The 14996-nt window shown below is 72.0% G+C and carries 15 protein-coding genes and 1 riboswitch; of the genes, 9 read left to right on the forward strand and 6 right to left on the reverse strand.

All coding sequences use genetic code 11. The features are described 5' to 3' along the window. Window positions 1–291: 291 nt before the first annotated feature. Window positions 292–687, reverse strand: a complete 396-nt coding sequence (locus HCC61_RS23945; protein WP_169138729.1) for a helix-turn-helix transcriptional regulator — start codon at window positions 685–687, stop codon at window positions 292–294. A 202-nt stretch (window positions 688–889) separates the two neighbouring features. Here HCC61_RS23945 and HCC61_RS23950 point away from each other — a divergent pair, with 202 nt between their 5' ends. Then, window positions 890–1309: a TOBE domain-containing protein gene (locus HCC61_RS23950; protein ID WP_169138731.1), complete on the forward strand. Its 420-nt coding sequence runs from the start codon at window positions 890–892 to the stop codon at window positions 1307–1309. 94 nt (window positions 1310–1403) lie between these two features. Here the strand turns inward: HCC61_RS23950 and HCC61_RS23955 are convergent, their stop codons facing one another. Beyond that, a complete protein-coding gene (locus tag HCC61_RS23955) occupies window positions 1404–1916 on the reverse strand; it encodes a molybdopterin-dependent oxidoreductase (protein ID WP_169139136.1) in 513 nt (170 codons plus the stop codon). Window positions 1917–2117: 201 nt separating this feature from the next. Here HCC61_RS23955 and HCC61_RS23960 point away from each other — a divergent pair, with 201 nt between their 5' ends. After that, the gene (locus HCC61_RS23960) at window positions 2118–3050 is read left to right on the forward strand and encodes a LysR family transcriptional regulator (RefSeq protein WP_169138733.1); all 933 of its coding nucleotides are present in this window, start codon (window positions 2118–2120) and stop codon (window positions 3048–3050) included. Between the two features lie 67 nt (window positions 3051–3117). Here HCC61_RS23960 and HCC61_RS23965 read toward each other — a convergent pair whose 3' ends face one another. Genes HCC61_RS23965 through HCC61_RS23980 form a run of 4 tightly spaced genes read right to left on the reverse strand, consistent with a single transcriptional unit; the run spans window position 3118 to window position 8109 of the window. Next, on the reverse strand, window positions 3118–4815 hold the full coding sequence (locus HCC61_RS23965; RefSeq protein ID WP_240969250.1) for an ATP-binding cassette domain-containing protein: 1698 nt from the start codon (window positions 4813–4815) through the stop codon (window positions 3118–3120). Further along, the gene (locus tag HCC61_RS23970; protein ID WP_346777361.1) at window positions 4812–5687 is read right to left on the reverse strand and encodes an ABC transporter permease subunit; all 876 of its coding nucleotides are present in this window, start codon (window positions 5685–5687) and stop codon (window positions 4812–4814) included. The genes HCC61_RS23965 and HCC61_RS23970 overlap by 4 nt, the downstream gene beginning before the upstream one ends. Further along, entirely contained in the window at window positions 5684–6631 is a 948-nt protein-coding gene (locus HCC61_RS23975) for an ABC transporter permease (RefSeq protein WP_169138735.1), read from the reverse strand. The genes HCC61_RS23970 and HCC61_RS23975 overlap by 4 nt, the downstream gene beginning before the upstream one ends. 2 nt (window positions 6632–6633) lie before the next feature. Next, complete coding sequence (locus HCC61_RS23980; protein ID WP_346777362.1) at window positions 6634–8109, reverse strand: ABC transporter substrate-binding protein; 1476 nt, start codon at window positions 8107–8109, stop codon at window positions 6634–6636. Between the two features lie 128 nt (window positions 8110–8237). Further along, window positions 8238–8368, reverse strand: a riboswitch (cobalamin riboswitch). Window positions 8369–8489: 121 nt separating this feature from the next. Between HCC61_RS23980 and HCC61_RS23985 the strand changes: the two genes are divergently transcribed. The 7 genes from HCC61_RS23985 (at window position 8490) to ureG (ending at window position 14939) form a co-directional block, all read left to right on the forward strand. Next, window positions 8490–8672, forward strand: a complete 183-nt coding sequence (locus HCC61_RS23985) for a hypothetical protein (protein WP_169138737.1) — start codon at window positions 8490–8492, stop codon at window positions 8670–8672. 407 nt (window positions 8673–9079) lie between these two features. After that, window positions 9080–10783 (forward strand): allantoin permease, encoded by a 1704-nt coding sequence (locus tag HCC61_RS23990; protein WP_240969252.1) that lies wholly within the window; start codon window positions 9080–9082, stop codon window positions 10781–10783. Between the two features lie 99 nt (window positions 10784–10882). Next, a complete protein-coding gene (locus HCC61_RS23995) occupies window positions 10883–11185 on the forward strand; it encodes an urease subunit gamma (RefSeq protein ID WP_169138739.1) in 303 nt (100 codons plus the stop codon). 34 nt (window positions 11186–11219) lie between these two features. Continuing rightward, window positions 11220–11579: an urease subunit beta gene (locus tag HCC61_RS24000; protein ID WP_169138749.1), complete on the forward strand. Its 360-nt coding sequence runs from the start codon at window positions 11220–11222 to the stop codon at window positions 11577–11579. Next, window positions 11569–13302, forward strand: coding sequence for an urease subunit alpha (locus tag HCC61_RS24005; RefSeq protein WP_169138752.1), 1734 nt, complete (start codon window positions 11569–11571; stop codon window positions 13300–13302). Before HCC61_RS24000 ends, HCC61_RS24005 begins: the two co-directional genes overlap by 11 nt. Continuing rightward, the gene (locus tag HCC61_RS24010) at window positions 13302–14069 is read left to right on the forward strand and encodes an urease accessory UreF family protein (protein WP_240969253.1); all 768 of its coding nucleotides are present in this window, start codon (window positions 13302–13304) and stop codon (window positions 14067–14069) included. Before HCC61_RS24005 ends, HCC61_RS24010 begins: the two co-directional genes overlap by 1 nt. 162 nt (window positions 14070–14231) lie before the next feature. Continuing rightward, window positions 14232–14939, forward strand: a complete 708-nt coding sequence (ureG, locus tag HCC61_RS24015; protein ID WP_169138754.1) for an urease accessory protein UreG — start codon at window positions 14232–14234, stop codon at window positions 14937–14939. The last annotated feature ends 57 nt before the right edge of the window (window positions 14940–14996 follow it).

The raw sequence follows: 14996 nt of genomic DNA on the forward strand, positions 1-14996 counted from the left end.
CATCCAGGCCGAGGAAGACGCCGATGTCACTGGTGTCGATCACGTGCACTCTCCGGTCGTACCCGCCCGGCCGTCCCACGGCACCGATCGCCACATCCACATTACGAAGAGCCTCCCGACCCGCGAAGAAGCCGGTGGCCATGTCCCTCATCAGCGGTCTGTCAGTGCCTCCGGAACCGGTGACACCACCCCCCAGGCCATGCACTCGACAGGGGGACTCAGTCATGCCAGCTCCAGAGACCGGGAGCCCCATTGCAGGGCCACGAAAAAGGTAATGGGGGGGCACGGGGCTCAGGTGCGGTCGATGTGCACGCTGGTCGACTTCACGCGGGCGGTGGCCTGCATGCCGACCTCCAGGCCCAGTTCCTCGACGGCCTCCCGGGTCAAGAGGGACACCAGACGGTGCGGACCGGCCTGGATCTCCACCTGAGCCGCGACGTCGCCGACCTTGACCGCCGTCACGATGCCGGGGAAGGCGTTGCGGGCCGACGTGTAGGAGGCTTCCTCCTCGCCGATTCCGCCCTGGCCCATCTCCACCGAGAAGGCGGCCAGATCCTTGCCGTCGATGAGACGACGGCCTCCGTCGTCGCGGTGCGTCGCGACTCTGCCGGCGTCGGCCCAGCGGCGGGCGGTGTCGGGGCTTACGCCGAGCAGGCGGGCCGCTTGACCGATCGTGTAGCTCTGCATGCGCGCAAGGTAAGCACACAATCTCGCATCTGCAAGACATCAGGAGCAATCGCACTGCAAATGCAATCCGTTGCCGGGGACCGGATCGCAGATGACCGGCGCTGAGGCGGAGTTGGGCGGCGCGGGAGGCCGGCGTGAGGTCGCTTACGGTTGAGACATACGCGACAAGTCAGGCCCTTCTTCCCTTTTCGAGGTGATCCTCATGACCCTGAGTATCCGTAACCGGCTCAACGGCACCGTCATCGACGTCGCGGCCGGTGAGGCGATGGCGGCGGTCAAGGTCCGGCTCGACGGCGGGCAGGTGGTCACGGCGGCGGTCACGGCCGACGCGGTGGAGGAGCTGAACCTCGCCAAGGGCTCGCCCGTCCGGGCCCTGATCAAGTCGACCGAGGTCTCCCTCGCCACCGAACCCGTGACGGGCCTGAGCATTCGCAATCAGCTCCCCGGCACCGTCACGGACGTGGCCCTCGGCCAGGCCATGGCGCGCGTCAACGTCGATGCCGAGGGCAGCCGGCTGACCGCCGCGATCACGAGGGATTCCGCCGTCGAACTGGGGCTCTCGCCCGGTTCGTCCGTAACGGTGCTGATCAAGTCCACGGAGGTCGCCCTCGACACCGTCTGACGGGCGGGAAGAGGGACGGGGAGACGGAAGACAGGTGGGGAGACGGGCGGCAAGAGGGGCCGTGCGGCGACTGCGGCCTACGCGCCTACGCGCCCTACGCGCCTACCGGCACGGCGGGGACGGCGTCGTGAGCTGGGAACGGGGCCGGCGCACCCACCCAGATGCTCGTGATCGCACTGATGTAACGGGCTCCGCAGCGGTCCCACGGCACGACCAACTGGCTTCCCGTGAGGTCGAGTTCGCGCCCGTCCATCTCGGTGGCGAGGAGTACGGGCGCGTTGCCGAAGTCGGTGTCGATCTCTCCCCAGGAGAGGACCGTGTGATGACCGTCGCCACCGGTGACGGCCAGCATGAACCGCAAGCGGTCCTTGCGCTGCGTGGCGTCGAAGCGCGGCCCGGCCTCGGCGAGCACCTCACGAAGGAGCGGCCCGGAGAAGGTGTGGTGCTGCGGCCCGCTGCTGGCGCAGTGGAAGACCACGTCCGCCTGCTGCTGTGCCCAGCCGTCCCGAAGGTCGGCGACCGTCAGCGTCGCCGGCTTCGCGAGCTCACCCGTGAGCGAGAGCCTCTTGACTGGTGGTGCCTGGCGCGGGCTGCCGAGTCCGCTCATCGCCGCCCCCAGAGAGCTGTCGGAAACGTGACGCATCCTTCCCGGATATGCCCCACTGTCGTCCCGGGGAACCGCAGAAGCAAGCCCAAGTTGCAACTCTCCCGACACTTGCCAACCCAACGGCGAGGGACGCCTTGCATTCTCGGTCGGGGCCCGGTCTCATCACTGGACTGTGATCGATCGGTGTGCACATGCTGAGGCATGCTGCTTCGCCAGTTGGAATACCTGGTCGCCCTGGCACGCGAAGAGCACTTCGCGCGTGCCGCCGCGGCGTGCTTCGTCTCGCAGCCGTCGCTGTCGGCGGGCATACGGAAGCTGGAGAGCGACCTGGACGTACCGCTCGTTCAGCATGGGGCGCGCTTCGAGGGGCTGACTCCGGAGGGCGAACGTGTGCTGCGGCGTGCCCGCCGCATCCTCAGCGAGCGGGACGCGCTCCAGCAGGAACTGGCGGAGATGCGCGGGCAGTTGACGGGAACGCTGCGTCTGGGAGCCATCCCGACCGCGATGACCGTCGCATCGCTGCTCACGACGCCGTTCTGTGAGCGCCACCGGCAGGTGACCGTCGGTCTGGAGTCGCTGTCCTCGCGCGACATCATGCGGCGGCTGGCCGAGTTCGAGATCGACGCCGCCCTCACGTACCTGGACGACGAGGCTCTTCAGGGCGTCCGCAAGTTCCCCCTCTACGAGGAGCGGTATCTGCTGCTCACGCCGGTGGACGGGCCGTACGCCACACAGACGGAGGTGAGCTGGGCCCAGGCGGCGAAGCTGCCGCTGGTGCTGCTTCCCCGGAGGATGCGCAACCGCCGCATCCTGGATGAGTTCTTCGCCGCCGAGGGCGTGGCGGCGTTCGCCGCCGTCGAGACCGACACGCTCGACGCCCTGTACGCACACCTCGCATCCGGCCGCTGGTCGAGCGTGATCTCCCATGCCTGGCTGCACATGTTCGGAATCCCCGACGGGATGAGAGTCGTGCGGCTGGGGGAGGCCGACGATGCCCACCGTCCCGGCGTCGGCCTCGTCGTCACTCCGCATGCGCGGGAATCCGCGATGGTGCGTGCCCTGCTGACCGTGGCCGGGGGAGCGGGAGTACGCGACGCTCTCGACACCTTGCTTGAGGCACACCTGGAGTCATAGCGGCACGGGACGGTCGCGGCGGGCCGCGGCGTCGGCGGTGGCCGTGGTGTCAACGGCGGCCGCGGCGTCAGCGGTTGCCCTCCGCCGATCCCGTCCGGCTTCGCCCCGCCCTGCCGCGCCCCTTCGCGGCCCGCACCAGGTCGGCGGGGGCTCCGTCGGCCGGGGTGTGGAAGAGATCCGCGACGGTGCCCTGCTGAACGCAGCGTCCGGCCTCGAAGACGGCCACCCGGTGGGTGAGCCGGCGTACGGCTTCGAGGTCGTGGCTGATGAACAGCAGCGCGGTGCGGGCGGGTGCCAGCAGTCCGGGGAGGGCGCCCAGCACGCGTTCACGCGAGATGACGTCCAGCGCGGAGGTCGCCTCGTCGCACACCAGCAGCACTGGGCGGGCCAGCAGCGCCCGCACGAGCGCGCAGCGTTGCAGCTGACCGCCCGAGAGCCGCCCGGGCGTCCGGTGGAGCAACTCCTCGTCCAGGCCGAAGAGATCCGCGGTGAGGCGTGTCTCCGCTTCGGCGGCAGCGGGCGTCACCGCGCGCAGCAGCCGTCCCGTGGCGGCGAGTTGGCCGAGCAGCGGCTTTCCGGGCTCGAACGACTCGGAACTGCTCTGGTGCACGTACTGAACGGCCCTGCGCTGAGCGGGACTTCGCGCTTCGACGCGGCGGGGCAGGCGTACGCCGTCCCACGTCAGCTCGCCCCCGGTCGCCCGGGTGAGCCCCGCCAGCAGCCTTGCGAAGGTCGTCTTGCCGGAGCCGGACGGCCCGATCAGGGCGGTCGTGCTCCCCGGCGGGAAGGACAGGGTGACCGGCCCGGTCAGCAGATCGCCGCCGCCGCGCCGCCGTACGGCCACGCCGGTGGCGGCGACGCCCTCGCTTTCGCCCGGTCCAGGCGGGGTTGGGGCTGCCGCGGGTCCGTCGCCCGATCGTGTGCCGGGTGCGCCGGGCATGCCGACTGTGCCGCGCTCGGCGGCGAGCAGCCCGCGGGTCAGCGGATGCATGGAGCGCTCCGCGGCACCGAGGACCTCACGCGCTGGCCCTTCCTCCACGGCGCGCCCCCGCTCCAGCACCGTGACGTGGGCGGCCAGTTCGCGTACGAGTTCCAGGTCGTGGCTGAGCAGCACGATGCCGGCGCCGCCGTCCGCGAGAGTCCGCAGCCGTGCCATGAGCGCGGACGTCGACGCGGGGTCGAGGCCGCTGGTGGGCTCGTCCAGTACCAGCAGCCGCGCGCCGGTGACGACGGCCGACGCCAGCGCCACCCGCTGCTGCTCACCGCCCGACAGCTGGTGCGGGAGCCTCCGCCGCATCTCCGTCCCGGGCAGGCCCGCCGCCTCCAGCGCGGCGCGTACGGACTCCGAGCGGTCACCGGGCGCTCCCTGACGCAGCGCCGCCAGCTCCCGGAGAGCGCGGCCGACGCGTCGCAGCGGGTCCAGCACGGTCTCCGGGTGCTGTGCCAGGTGTCCGGCGGTTCCGGAGCGCAGCGCCCGGCGGCGTGGCTCGTCGAGTGCCAGCAAGTCCTCGCCTTCCAGGAGCACTTCGCCCTGGAGGCGTACTCCGGGCCGTGAGGCGCCGAGCGCGCCCAGCCCGAGGGTGGTCTTGCCGCTGCCCGACGGGCCGACGACCGCGGTGACGCGTCCGGCGGGAACGGTGAGCGAGACGTCGCACAGCAGCGGGCGTGCCGCCGTCGCGGCGTGCGCCGACAGCCGGCGGACCTCCATGAGGGGTGCACGCGGCGTCATCCGGCGGTCCTCCATGAGGGGTGCGGGCGGCGTCATCCGGCGGTCCTCCTGCGGGCCAGCGCCCGGTCGACGCACAGGTTTCCGCCGACGCACAGCGACATCAGAAGTCCGGCGGGTACGAGCACGGCGGCGGGTTGGGTGAAGAGGGCGTCGCTGTTGCGCTCGATGAGCACGGACCAGTCCGGCGAGGACGAAGGCAGCCCCAGGCCGAGGAAGTTCGCGGAGGCCATCAGATAGAGCACGCCGGAGAAGCGGGCCCCGGCGTCGGTGGCGAGCGGCCCGGCCAACTCGCGGGTGAGATGGCGCAGATGGATGTATGCCCAGCCGCGCCCCTGCATCCGCAGCGCCTCGACGACGGTGCGGCATCCCGGGGCCAGCGCCGCGGCCCGCACCAGCCTTGCGACGTACGGCAGTTGGAGCGCGGCCGTGACCGCGATCAGCCAGCCCGAGCTGGAGCGTCCGGTGGCCGCCAGCGTCAGCAGGATCATCAGTCCCGGCAGCGCCAGCAGCAGGTCGAGGGCGCGCATCACCGTCTCGTCCAGCGGGCGGCGCGTCCCGGCGGCCAGCAGCCCCAGCGGAACCGCGATCGCATAGCTCAGCAGCAGAGCCGCGAGCGTGCCGCCGAGGACGGAGGAACCGCCGCGGAGCACCAGCGAGAGCACGTCGCGGCCCAGTACGTCCGTGCCCAACGGGTGCCCGGCGCCCGGTGGTTGGGACGGCAGCGCCACCGAGTCCGGTGGAGGTTCCCCCGTACCCGCCACGAGCGGGCCGATCAGGGCCACCAGCACCGGCAGGCCGAGCAGCACGGCGGCCGGCAGGTCGGCGGCCGTCGTACCGGGGCGGATGCCGGAACCGTCCCGCCGCCGCAGGGGAGCGATGGCGGCCGCGATCGCCTCGTGCCGCGTCACGCCGACGCCTCCTTGCTGGGCGCCAGCCGGTGCGAGACGAGGTCGCCCGCGAGGTTGACCACGACGACCGTGCCCGCGAACAGCAGGGCGTACGTCTGCACTTGAGGCGTGTCGCGGTTCTGCACCGCCTGGATGAAGCCCGTGCCGACACCCTGGACGCTGAAGAGCGACTCGACGACGAGCGCCCCGCCGAGCAGCCCCTCCACGCAGCGGGCGAACTGCTGACTCGCCGGTGCGAGCGCGTTGGGCAGCACGTGGCGCAGCACGACCCGCCGCTCCGGCAGCCCCAGCAGCCGCAGATGCTCGGCCGGTGCGCTGCCGCGCTGTTCGGCGACGCCGACCCGTATCTGCCGTGCCAGGTCGCACAGTTGGCGAGCGGTGAGCACGAGCACGGGCAGTACCAGCACGCTCGGCTGTGCCAGCAGGCCCGCACCGTCGAGCCCCGCGGCGGTCGCGGGCAGCAGGCCCGCGGCGACGGACAGCGAGGCGATCAGCAGCATCGCCAGCACGAACTCCGGCACCGAATGCAGTAGCACTGCGGCCGCGCTCAGCGCCCGGTCGAGACGCGTGCCCTCCCGCAGGCCCGCGACGACGCCCAGCGCCGGCGCCAGCAACGCCACCAGCGCGAGGGCCGGGAGCGCGAGCACGACGGAGACGGCCAGGCGGCGGCCGATCTCGTCGCCCACGGGAAGGCCCGTCACCAGCGAACGGCCGGGGTCACCCGCGAGCAGCGAGCCCAGCCAGTGCCAGAACCGCTGCCAGGCAGGCTCGTCCAGGCCCAGCCTGTCCCGGAGCGCTGCCGCCTGCTGCGGGTTCCCGTGGTCCCCCTGGAGGACGTCGGCGGTGTCGCCGGGCACCAGGGAGTCCAGGGCGAAGACGACCACGAGCGCGAAGAAGCACTGCCCGAGGGCCAGTGCGCTCCTGCGTGCGACATAGCGGTGCAATGTCAGCTCGGTTCGACGTCGTCGAAGCGGGCCCAGAAATGGGAGTTGGGGACCGCGGAACGCAACCCCTTCACCGACGCGGAGACTCCGTCGTGCGCGTCCGAGAACCCCCATACGAGCATGCCGGATTCGTCACGCGCGATGCGCTGCGCCCGGTGCAGCAGCCCGAGCCGCTCCTTCTCTTCCCGCGTGGAGCGCGCCCGGTCCATCAGCTCGTCGAAGCGCCCGGAGTCGAACCCGGTCAGGTTCCGTGCGACGCCGCTGCGCAGCCGCTGCTGCAAGAAGTCCGAAACGGGCAGCGTGGACGTGGTGTTGAGGGCGGCGACCCCCTTCTCCTTGATCTCGCTGAAGTACGTGGTGGAGGCCCGCTTGCGGGGCGTGACGTGCAGGCCGACGTCGCCGAGCTGCCGCGCGATGAGCGTGGAGGCCGACTCCCACGAGGCGTCGACCGTGCTGGTCTCCAGCGTGAAGGAGAGCCCCTTGGCGCCTGCTTCGCGTACGAGGTCCCGCGCGCGCTCCACGTCCCGCTCACGCTGGGGCAGTTCAGCCGGATAGCCCCGAAGACCCTTGCCGAACAGGTCGTTTCCGACCGTGCCCCGGCCCGCCAGGGCGACTCGTACCAGCGCCTCCCTGTCGACGCCCAGCAGCAGCGCCTCCACGAGCTTCGGGTCGTCGAACGGCGCACGCCCGGTGCGCAGCAGCAACTGCTGCGCCGTGGCCCCGCGGGAGGTCAGTACGCGTACCGCGTCGGCGTGTTCGAGGCGGTCGATGAAGGATCCGGAGATGTCGCCCGCGTACTGGACCTGTCCGGACAGCAGCGCGTTGACCCGCGCCGACTCCTCGTTGACGGGCACGATCTCCAGATCGCTGATCCGCGGCGCCCCGGCCCAGTGGCCCTTCCAGCGCACGAAGTGCGCTATGCCTCCCGGCTTGAACGAGGCATAGCGGAACGGGCCCGAGCCGACGGGGTGGCGGAAGCTGGTCGTGCCCTCCGGGACGATCTCCGTGCCCGGACCCGCGAACGCGGTGGGGAACTCGAAGTCCGGGTCCTTCAGCACCAGCGTCAGCTCCCGCGCGCCGGAAGCGCGGCTCTTCCCGAAGTCCACGGCGGACAGCAGCTGTTGGGAGGGGGAGCCGGTCTTCGGATCGGCCGCGCGGCGGTAGCTGTAGAGGACGTCCTTCGCCGTCACCGGCTCACCGTCGTGGAAGGAGGCCTTGCGCAGACGTATGTGCCAGCGCCGGCCCGAGGCGTCGCTCTCCCACGACTCCGCGAGACGCCCCCGCACCGACATGTCGTCGTTGTACGTGGCGAGGGTGTCGAACAGGGCCTTCGCGCGGGCCTGATCCACGAAGTTCGGCGCGACGTGCGGATCGAGCGTCTCCTGCGAACCGCCCGCGGTGAACGCCGCACGGAAGCGCCCGGACCTTCCCCCGCCGTCTCCCGGCGGGCATCCCGTCAGCAGCCCCGCTGCTGCCACTGCCCCGGCACCCGCCAGCAGGGTGCGCCTGTTCGGTCCTCGGCCACTGGCTGCGCGTATCCCGGCACGACCAGGCATCGCGATCCTTCCCGGGGTGTCCTCGCCCCAGTCGGTGGACAGCGACGGGTCAGTCTCCTGACTCCCGGATCACCGCTCGCCCCTGCCTTCCAGCCCGTGCAACCACAGGCCGTGGCATCGCTGGGGTCCGCTCCCCGGTCACAGTGGCGGGACCGTGCCGGAATCACACCGGCTTCCTGATCCCCGTCGCCCTGCCCGGACATTGTGACGCACGACAGGCACCCGGTCCGCGGCCCCGGGTCGGGTTCGATCGGTCACACGGGCGGGCGGGGCTTGACAGGGCCTGGCAGACGGGGTTCTCGGTGCCGTCGTCGTGGGCGCCACCGTCCGGTGATGGCCCGGGGAAGACCCTCAAGGACCTGTACAACCCCGTGCGGCTCGACGTCCTGCTGCGCCTCAACACGGTGCTCGCCGCAGACCACACGGTGCTCGCCGCGGACGCGGACGCGGAGGCGGGCGCCGAGGCGGAGGCGGAACAGGCCTAGGGCGGGCGGGTCACGCGCGCACCGCGGAGGGCCCCGGCGGAGGGTGCCCGACGGAAACCGCCCGTCCTTCGCCCTGCAATCCCCGTGCAACAACGGATTCCTAGCGTGTCCCGCGGCCGGAGTCCGGTCGTGAGGCGGACGGATGTCTGACCCGCGTCCTGACGTGTGGACCGGACTCCGGCGACTCCGCGGGCCGCCGGCGTCCCGTGAGGGCCTTCCCCGTCCGAGCCCCGTCCGTGCCCCGTCCGTGCCGCGAACCAGCGCCGCCGCTCCCCGTGGCCGCCCGACGTCGAGGCGGTTCGCCGCACCCGCAACCGCCCCCGCTCCCGCACCCGCAACCGCTCCCGCACCACCGCACCCACAGCGCGACCGCGCCCCGGCGAGGTAATCGCGTCCATGGAGGCACCATGAGCCAGCAGCAACTGACAGTGCACGAACCGGAGTCCGGGAGCACCGGACCGGGGCGGGCACAGCCGGACCAGGCACGCGAGACGCTGGAGGACTACACGCTCCGCTACGCGCCGCGCAGTTACCGGCGCTGGACGCCGGCGGTCGTGGCGACGACCGCGCTCGGCGGCATCGCGTATCTGGCCGACTTCTCCATCGGCGCGGGCATCGGTCTCGCCCACGGGACCGGCAACGCGCTCGCCGCCATCGGGGTCGCCGCCGTGGTCATCTTCGTCACGGGACTGCCGCTCGCGTACTACGCGGCCAGGTACAACATCGACCTCGACCTCATCACGCGCGGCTCCGGCTTCGGCTACTACGGCTCGGTGCTCACCAGCGTCATCTTCGCCAGCTTCACCTTCATCTTCTTCGCCCTCGAAGGCTCGATCATGGCCCAGGGGCTGCGGATCGGGCTCCAACTGCCGCTCTGGCTGGGGTACTTGGTCTCCACGCTGCTGGTGATACCGCTGGTCGTCTACGGCATGAAGGCGCTCAGCAGGCTCCAGGTGTGGACCACGCCGCTGTGGCTGCTGCTGATGGTGGGGCCCCTGGTCTACCTGGTGAGCACCGATCCCGGCTCGGTGCACCGCTTCCTGGCGTACGAGGGGACGGACGGCCACGGCGGGATCGGCATCGGCCCCGTGCTGCTCGGGGCGGGCGTCTGTCTCTCGCTGATCGCCCAGATCGGCGAGCAGATCGACTATCTGCGCTTCATGCCGCCCAAGACGCCGGGCAACCGCGTCTCGTGGTGGACGGCTGTGATCACCGCAGGTCCCGGTTGGGTGGTGCTGGGGGCGCTGAAGCAGGCCGCGGGCGTCTTCCTCGCCGTGTACGTGCTGGCGGAGGTGGGCCCGGCCTCGGCGACGGAGCCCATCGAGCAGTTCCGCGGAGCGCTCGGTGCGACGCTGCCGTCGTGGCTGGTGATCCCCGTCGCCGTGGTGCTCGTCGTGATCAGCCAGATAAAGATCAACGTCACGAACGCCTACTCGGGCTCCCTTGCGTGGACCAACTCCTTCACCAGGGTCACCAAGCGCTATCCGGGCCGGCTCGTCTTCGTCGTGGTCAACCTCGCCATCGCGCTGACGCTGATGGAGGCCGACATGTTCAGCTTCCTCAACGGCATCCTGGGCTTCTACTCGAACTGCGCCATCGCGTGGGTCGTCACCGTCGCCACGGACATCGTCGTCAACAAGTACGTGCTCGGACTCTCCCCGAAGACACCGGAGTTCAGGCGCGGCATGCTGCACGCGGTCAACCCGGTGGGGACCGTCGCCTTCGTCGCGGCGTCGGGCCTGTCGATCGCCGCGTACTTCGGTGCGTTCGGCGAGGGCCTCCAGCCGTTCTCGCCCCTCGCCGCGGTGCTGATCGCCTTCGTCCTCACACCGGTCACGGCGCTCCTCACCCGGGGCCGCTACTACCTCCGCCGCTCCGACGACGGCATCCCCGAGCCGCGCCTGGACGCGGACGGCAACCCCAGCGCCGCGGGCTACGAGTGCCACGTGTGCCGCCAGCGGTACGAGCGCCCCGACGTGACGGCCTCCCCGGCGCACGGCCACGAGGCCGTCGTCTGCTCCCTGTGCCTGAGCACGGACAGGACGGGCGACCACGTCCTCCCTCCGACTCCGGTCACAGCGCCGCTGCCGGTGACTTCTCCTGAGCGTTAACGCCGCTGAAACGCTCCCGGCATAACCTGCCCCGACCGGCGCTGCGAGCAGCCCTGTGCCGCGGGCCGGGACCGGCGAGAAGGCGCGGAGTGGGAGACGATGCAACTGACACCGCACGAGCAGGAACGCCTGCTCATCCACGTCGCCGCCGACGTCGCCGCACGGCGGAGGGAACGCGGCCTGCGGCTCAACCACCCCGAGGCCGTCGCGCTGATCACCTCCCACGTGCTGGAGGGCGCCAGGGACGGCCGGTCCGTCACGGAGCTGATGGACTCGGGCCGCGAAGTCCTCAGCCGCGACGACGTCATGGACGGGGTGCCCGAGATGCTCCGGGACGTGCAGGTCGAGGCCACGTTCCCCGACGGCACGAAGCTCGTCACGGTCCACCGGCCCGTGCCGTGACCCGGACCCGTACGTGCGGAAGGAGCCTCGCCACGTGATTCCCGGAGAGATCGTCCACGGCGACGGCCCGGTGCGGCTCAACGAGGGCGCCGACGTCATCACGCTCACCGTGCTCAACTCCGCCGACCGGCCCGTGCAGGTCGGTTCCCACTACCACTTCGCGGAGGCCAACCCGGGGCTCGGCTTCGACCGGGCCGCCGCTCGCGGCAGACGCCTCGCCGTCGCCGCGGGCACGGCCGTACGGTTCGAGCCGGGCATCCCCGTCGAGGTCGCGCTCGTACCGCTCGGCGGCAGGCGCGTGGTCGCCGGGCTGCGCGGAGAGACGGGCGGACCGCTCGACGGCGGCGAGGTCGCCCCGGAAGGCCCGGAAGGCGGTGCCTCCGATGACCGATGACAGCGGAGTGCTCTCCCGTGCCGTCTACGCCGACCTGTTCGGCCCGACCACCGGCGACAGGGTGCGGCTCGCCGACACCGGCCTGCTCGTCGAGGTCGAGGAGGACCGCTGCGGAGGTCCCGGACGTGCGGGAGACGAGGCCGTCTTCGGCGGCGGCAAGGTCATCCGCGAGTCCATGGGCCAGGCGCGCACGACACGAGCGGAGGGTGCGCCCGACACCGTCGTCACCGGTGCCCTGGTGCTCGACCACTGGGGCGTGGTCAAGGCGGACATCGGCATCCGCGACGGGCGGATCACCGCCCTCGGCAAGGCCGGGAACCCGGACACGATGGACGGCGTGCACCCGGATCTCGTCATCGGGCCCGAGACCGAGATCATCGCCGGCAACGGCCGGATCCTCACCGCGGGCGGCGTCGACACCCACGTCCACTTCGTGTGTCCGCAGCTCATCGACGAAGCGCTGGCCTCCGGCGTCACGACACTGGTCGGGGGCGGTACGGGACCGGCGGAGGGCAGCAAGGCGACCACGATCACGCCGGGGCCCTGGCACCTGGCCCGTACCCTCGCCGCCATGGACGACATGCCCGTGAACGTGGGGCTGCTCGGCAAGGGGAACACCGTCTCGCGGGAGGCGTTCCGCAGCCAACTGCGCGGCGGCGCCGTGGGATTCAAGATCCACGAGGACTGGGGGGCGACGCCCGCGGCCATCGACGCGTGCCTCGCGGCCTGTGAGGAGACCGGCGCCCAGCTCGCCATCCACACGGACACGCTCAACGAAGCGGGCTTCGTCGGGGACACCCTGGCCGCGATCGCGGGGCGGGGCATCCACGCGTACCACACCGAGGGGGCGGGAGGGGGCCACGCACCCGACATCATCACCGTCGTCGGCCACCCCAACGTGCTGCCCTCCTCGACCAACCCCACCCGCCCGCACACCGTCAACACCGTCGACGAACACCTCGACATGCTGATGGTCTGCCACCACCTCAACCCGGCCGTTCCCGAGGACCTCGCCTTCGCCGAGTCCCGCATCAGGCCGTCCACCATCGCCGCCGAGGACGTCCTGCACGACATGGGCGCCATCTCGATCATCTCCTCCGACTCCCAGGCCATGGGCCGCATCGGGGAAGTGGTGCTGCGCACCTGGCAGACCGCGCACGTGATGAAGCAGCGCCGCGGCTCCCTGCCGGGGGACGGCCGCGCCGACAACGTCCGCGCCCGCCGCTACGTCGCCAAGTACACCGTCAACCCGGCCGCCGCCCAGGGACTGGACGCGGAGATCGGCTCCGTCGAACCGGGCAAACTCGCCGACCTGGTGCTGTGGGATCCCGCCTTCTTCGGGGTGAAGCCCCAACTCGTCCTGAAGGGCGGCCAGATCGCGTACGCGCAGATGGGCGACGCCAACGCGTCCATCCCCACGCCCCAACCCGTGTTGCCCCGGCCGATGTTCGGGGCCACGGGGCGCGCTCCGGCGGCCAACTCCCTCAACTTCGTCAACGCGGCCGCACTTGAGGACGGACTGCCCGAACGGCTCGGACTCGGCAAGCAGTTCGCCGCCGCCCGCGACACCCGCGCCGTCACCAAGGCGGACATGCACGGCAACGACGCGCTGCCGGACGTCGCCGTCGACGCGGACACCTTCACCGTCACCATCGACGGCGAACCTGTCGACCCTGCTCCGGCCACCGAACTGCCCATGTCGCAGCGGTACTTCCTCTTCTGATGCCGCCTGTTCTGATGCCGCAGCAGCCCGGAAGGTCCCCCGACTCCGCGCCTCCCGCGGACGACCACCCTCGTGAGGGCCGGGACACGGGTCAGGACACCGGGGCGAACACCGCGGCCCTCCTGGTCCTCGCGGACGGGCGTTTCCCGGCGGGGTCGCACGCGCATTCCGGCGGAGCCGAGGCCGCGGTGCGGGCCGGGCGCATCGTCGACGCCGGGACGCTCGCGGAGTTCTGCCGGGGCCGTCTGCACACGGCGGGCCTGACCGCCTCCGGCCTGGCCGCCGCTGCCGCCCACGGCCACGATCCCCTCGGCCTCGACGGCGCGGCCGACGCCCGCACGCCGTCGCCCGCGCTGCGCCGTACGTCCCGGAAGCTCGGCCGTCAGCTGATGCGGGCAGGGCGTGCGACGTGGCCGTCGGCGGGGCTCGACGACCTGGCACGGGCGCGTCCTGGCGGGGCACATCAGCCCGTGGTGCTCGGCCTCGTGGCCGCGGCCGCCGGGCTCACACCGCTGCAAGCCGCGTACGCCGCCGCGTACGAGGCGGTCTCGGGCCCGGCCGGTGCGGCGGTGCGGCTTCTCGGCCTCGACCCCTTCGAAGCCTCCGCGGTGCTCGCCCGGCTCGTCCCCGACGTCGACGGGATCGCCGGAGAGGCGGCACGAGCCGCACGCGGACCCGTCGACTCCCTCCCGGCCGCCGCCGCTCCGCTGCTTGAGATCACCGCGGAGGACCACGCCAGTTGGGCGGTCCGTCTCTTCGCCTCGTAGCGGCGGATCGCACCTTCGCGACGGGAGACGCACCGCCGCCCGCCCCTCCCGTACCGGCGTCGGCACCGGCCCCGGCACCTGGCACCCGAAGAGCCACCCGACCCCGACCCGACCCCCACCCCCGCCTCCCCCGCACAGCACCTCCCGGAAGGAGCCCGCACCATGCACCTGGAAGAGCCCGGCACACTCCGGCACCGGCACACCCACAGCGCCGAACCCGCACGCCCGGATGGGACGCGCCGTGCCCTGCGCATCGGCCTCGGCGGGCCGGTCGGCTCGGGCAAGACCGCGACGGTGGCGGCGCTGTGCCGCGCCCTGCGCGAGGACTACTCGCTCGCCGTCGTCACCAACGACATCTACACCCGCGAGGACGCCGCGTTCCTGCTGCGTGCCGCCGTGCTCCCGCCGGAGCGGATCGCCGCCGTCGAGACCGGGGCATGCCCGCACACGGCCATCCGCGACGACATCTCCGCCAACCTGGAGGCCGTCGAGGACCTGGAGGAGGCCGCGTCCTCAACCGGCGGGCTTGACCTGGTCCTTGTCGAGTCCGGCGGCGACAACCTCACCGCCACGTTCTCCAAGGGCCTTGTCGACGCCCAGATCTTCGTCATCGACGTGGCGGCGGGAGACGACATCCCCCGCAAGGGCGGCCCCGGCATCACCACCGCCGACCTCCTCGTCGTCAACAAGACCGACCTCGCCCCCTACGTCGGCTCCGACCTGGACGCCATGGCCCGCGACGCGGCCGCGCAGCGCGGCGGCCTCCCCGTCGCATTCACTTCGCTGAACGCCGAGGACGGAGTCGCACCGGTCGCCGACTGGGCGCGCGCCCGGCTCGCGGCCTGGAGGCAGGAGACCGCGGCGGCGTGAGCGGCGCCACGGCCGAGGGCGGCACGGCGGCGGCACCCGTCGGCGGCGGTGCGGGAG

The organism is Streptomyces sp. HNM0575 (assembly GCF_012726265.1).
Classification (GTDB): Bacteria; Actinomycetota; Actinomycetes; order Streptomycetales; family Streptomycetaceae; genus Streptomyces.

Coding starts and splice junctions, on each gene's coding strand:
- HCC61_RS23945 (WP_169138729.1), bottom strand. CDS start 687: ATGCAGAGCTACACGATCGGTCAAGCGGCCCGCCTGCTCGGCGTAAGC.
- HCC61_RS23950 (WP_169138731.1), top strand. CDS start 890: ATGACCCTGAGTATCCGTAACCGGCTCAACGGCACCGTCATCGACGTC.
- HCC61_RS23955 (WP_169139136.1), bottom strand. CDS start 1,916: ATGAGCGGACTCGGCAGCCCGCGCCAGGCACCACCAGTCAAGAGGCTC.
- HCC61_RS23960 (WP_169138733.1), top strand. CDS start 2,118: ATGCTGCTTCGCCAGTTGGAATACCTGGTCGCCCTGGCACGCGAAGAG.
- HCC61_RS23965 (WP_240969250.1), bottom strand. CDS start 4,815: ATGACGCCGCCCGCACCCCTCATGGAGGACCGCCGGATGACGCCGCGT.
- HCC61_RS23990 (WP_240969252.1), top strand. CDS start 9,080: ATGAGCCAGCAGCAACTGACAGTGCACGAACCGGAGTCCGGGAGCACC.
- HCC61_RS23995 (WP_169138739.1), top strand. CDS start 10,883: ATGCAACTGACACCGCACGAGCAGGAACGCCTGCTCATCCACGTCGCC.
- HCC61_RS24005 (WP_169138752.1), top strand. CDS start 11,569: ATGACCGATGACAGCGGAGTGCTCTCCCGTGCCGTCTACGCCGACCTG.
- HCC61_RS24010 (WP_240969253.1), top strand. CDS start 13,302: ATGCCGCCTGTTCTGATGCCGCAGCAGCCCGGAAGGTCCCCCGACTCC.
- ureG (WP_169138754.1), top strand. CDS start 14,232: ATGCACCTGGAAGAGCCCGGCACACTCCGGCACCGGCACACCCACAGC.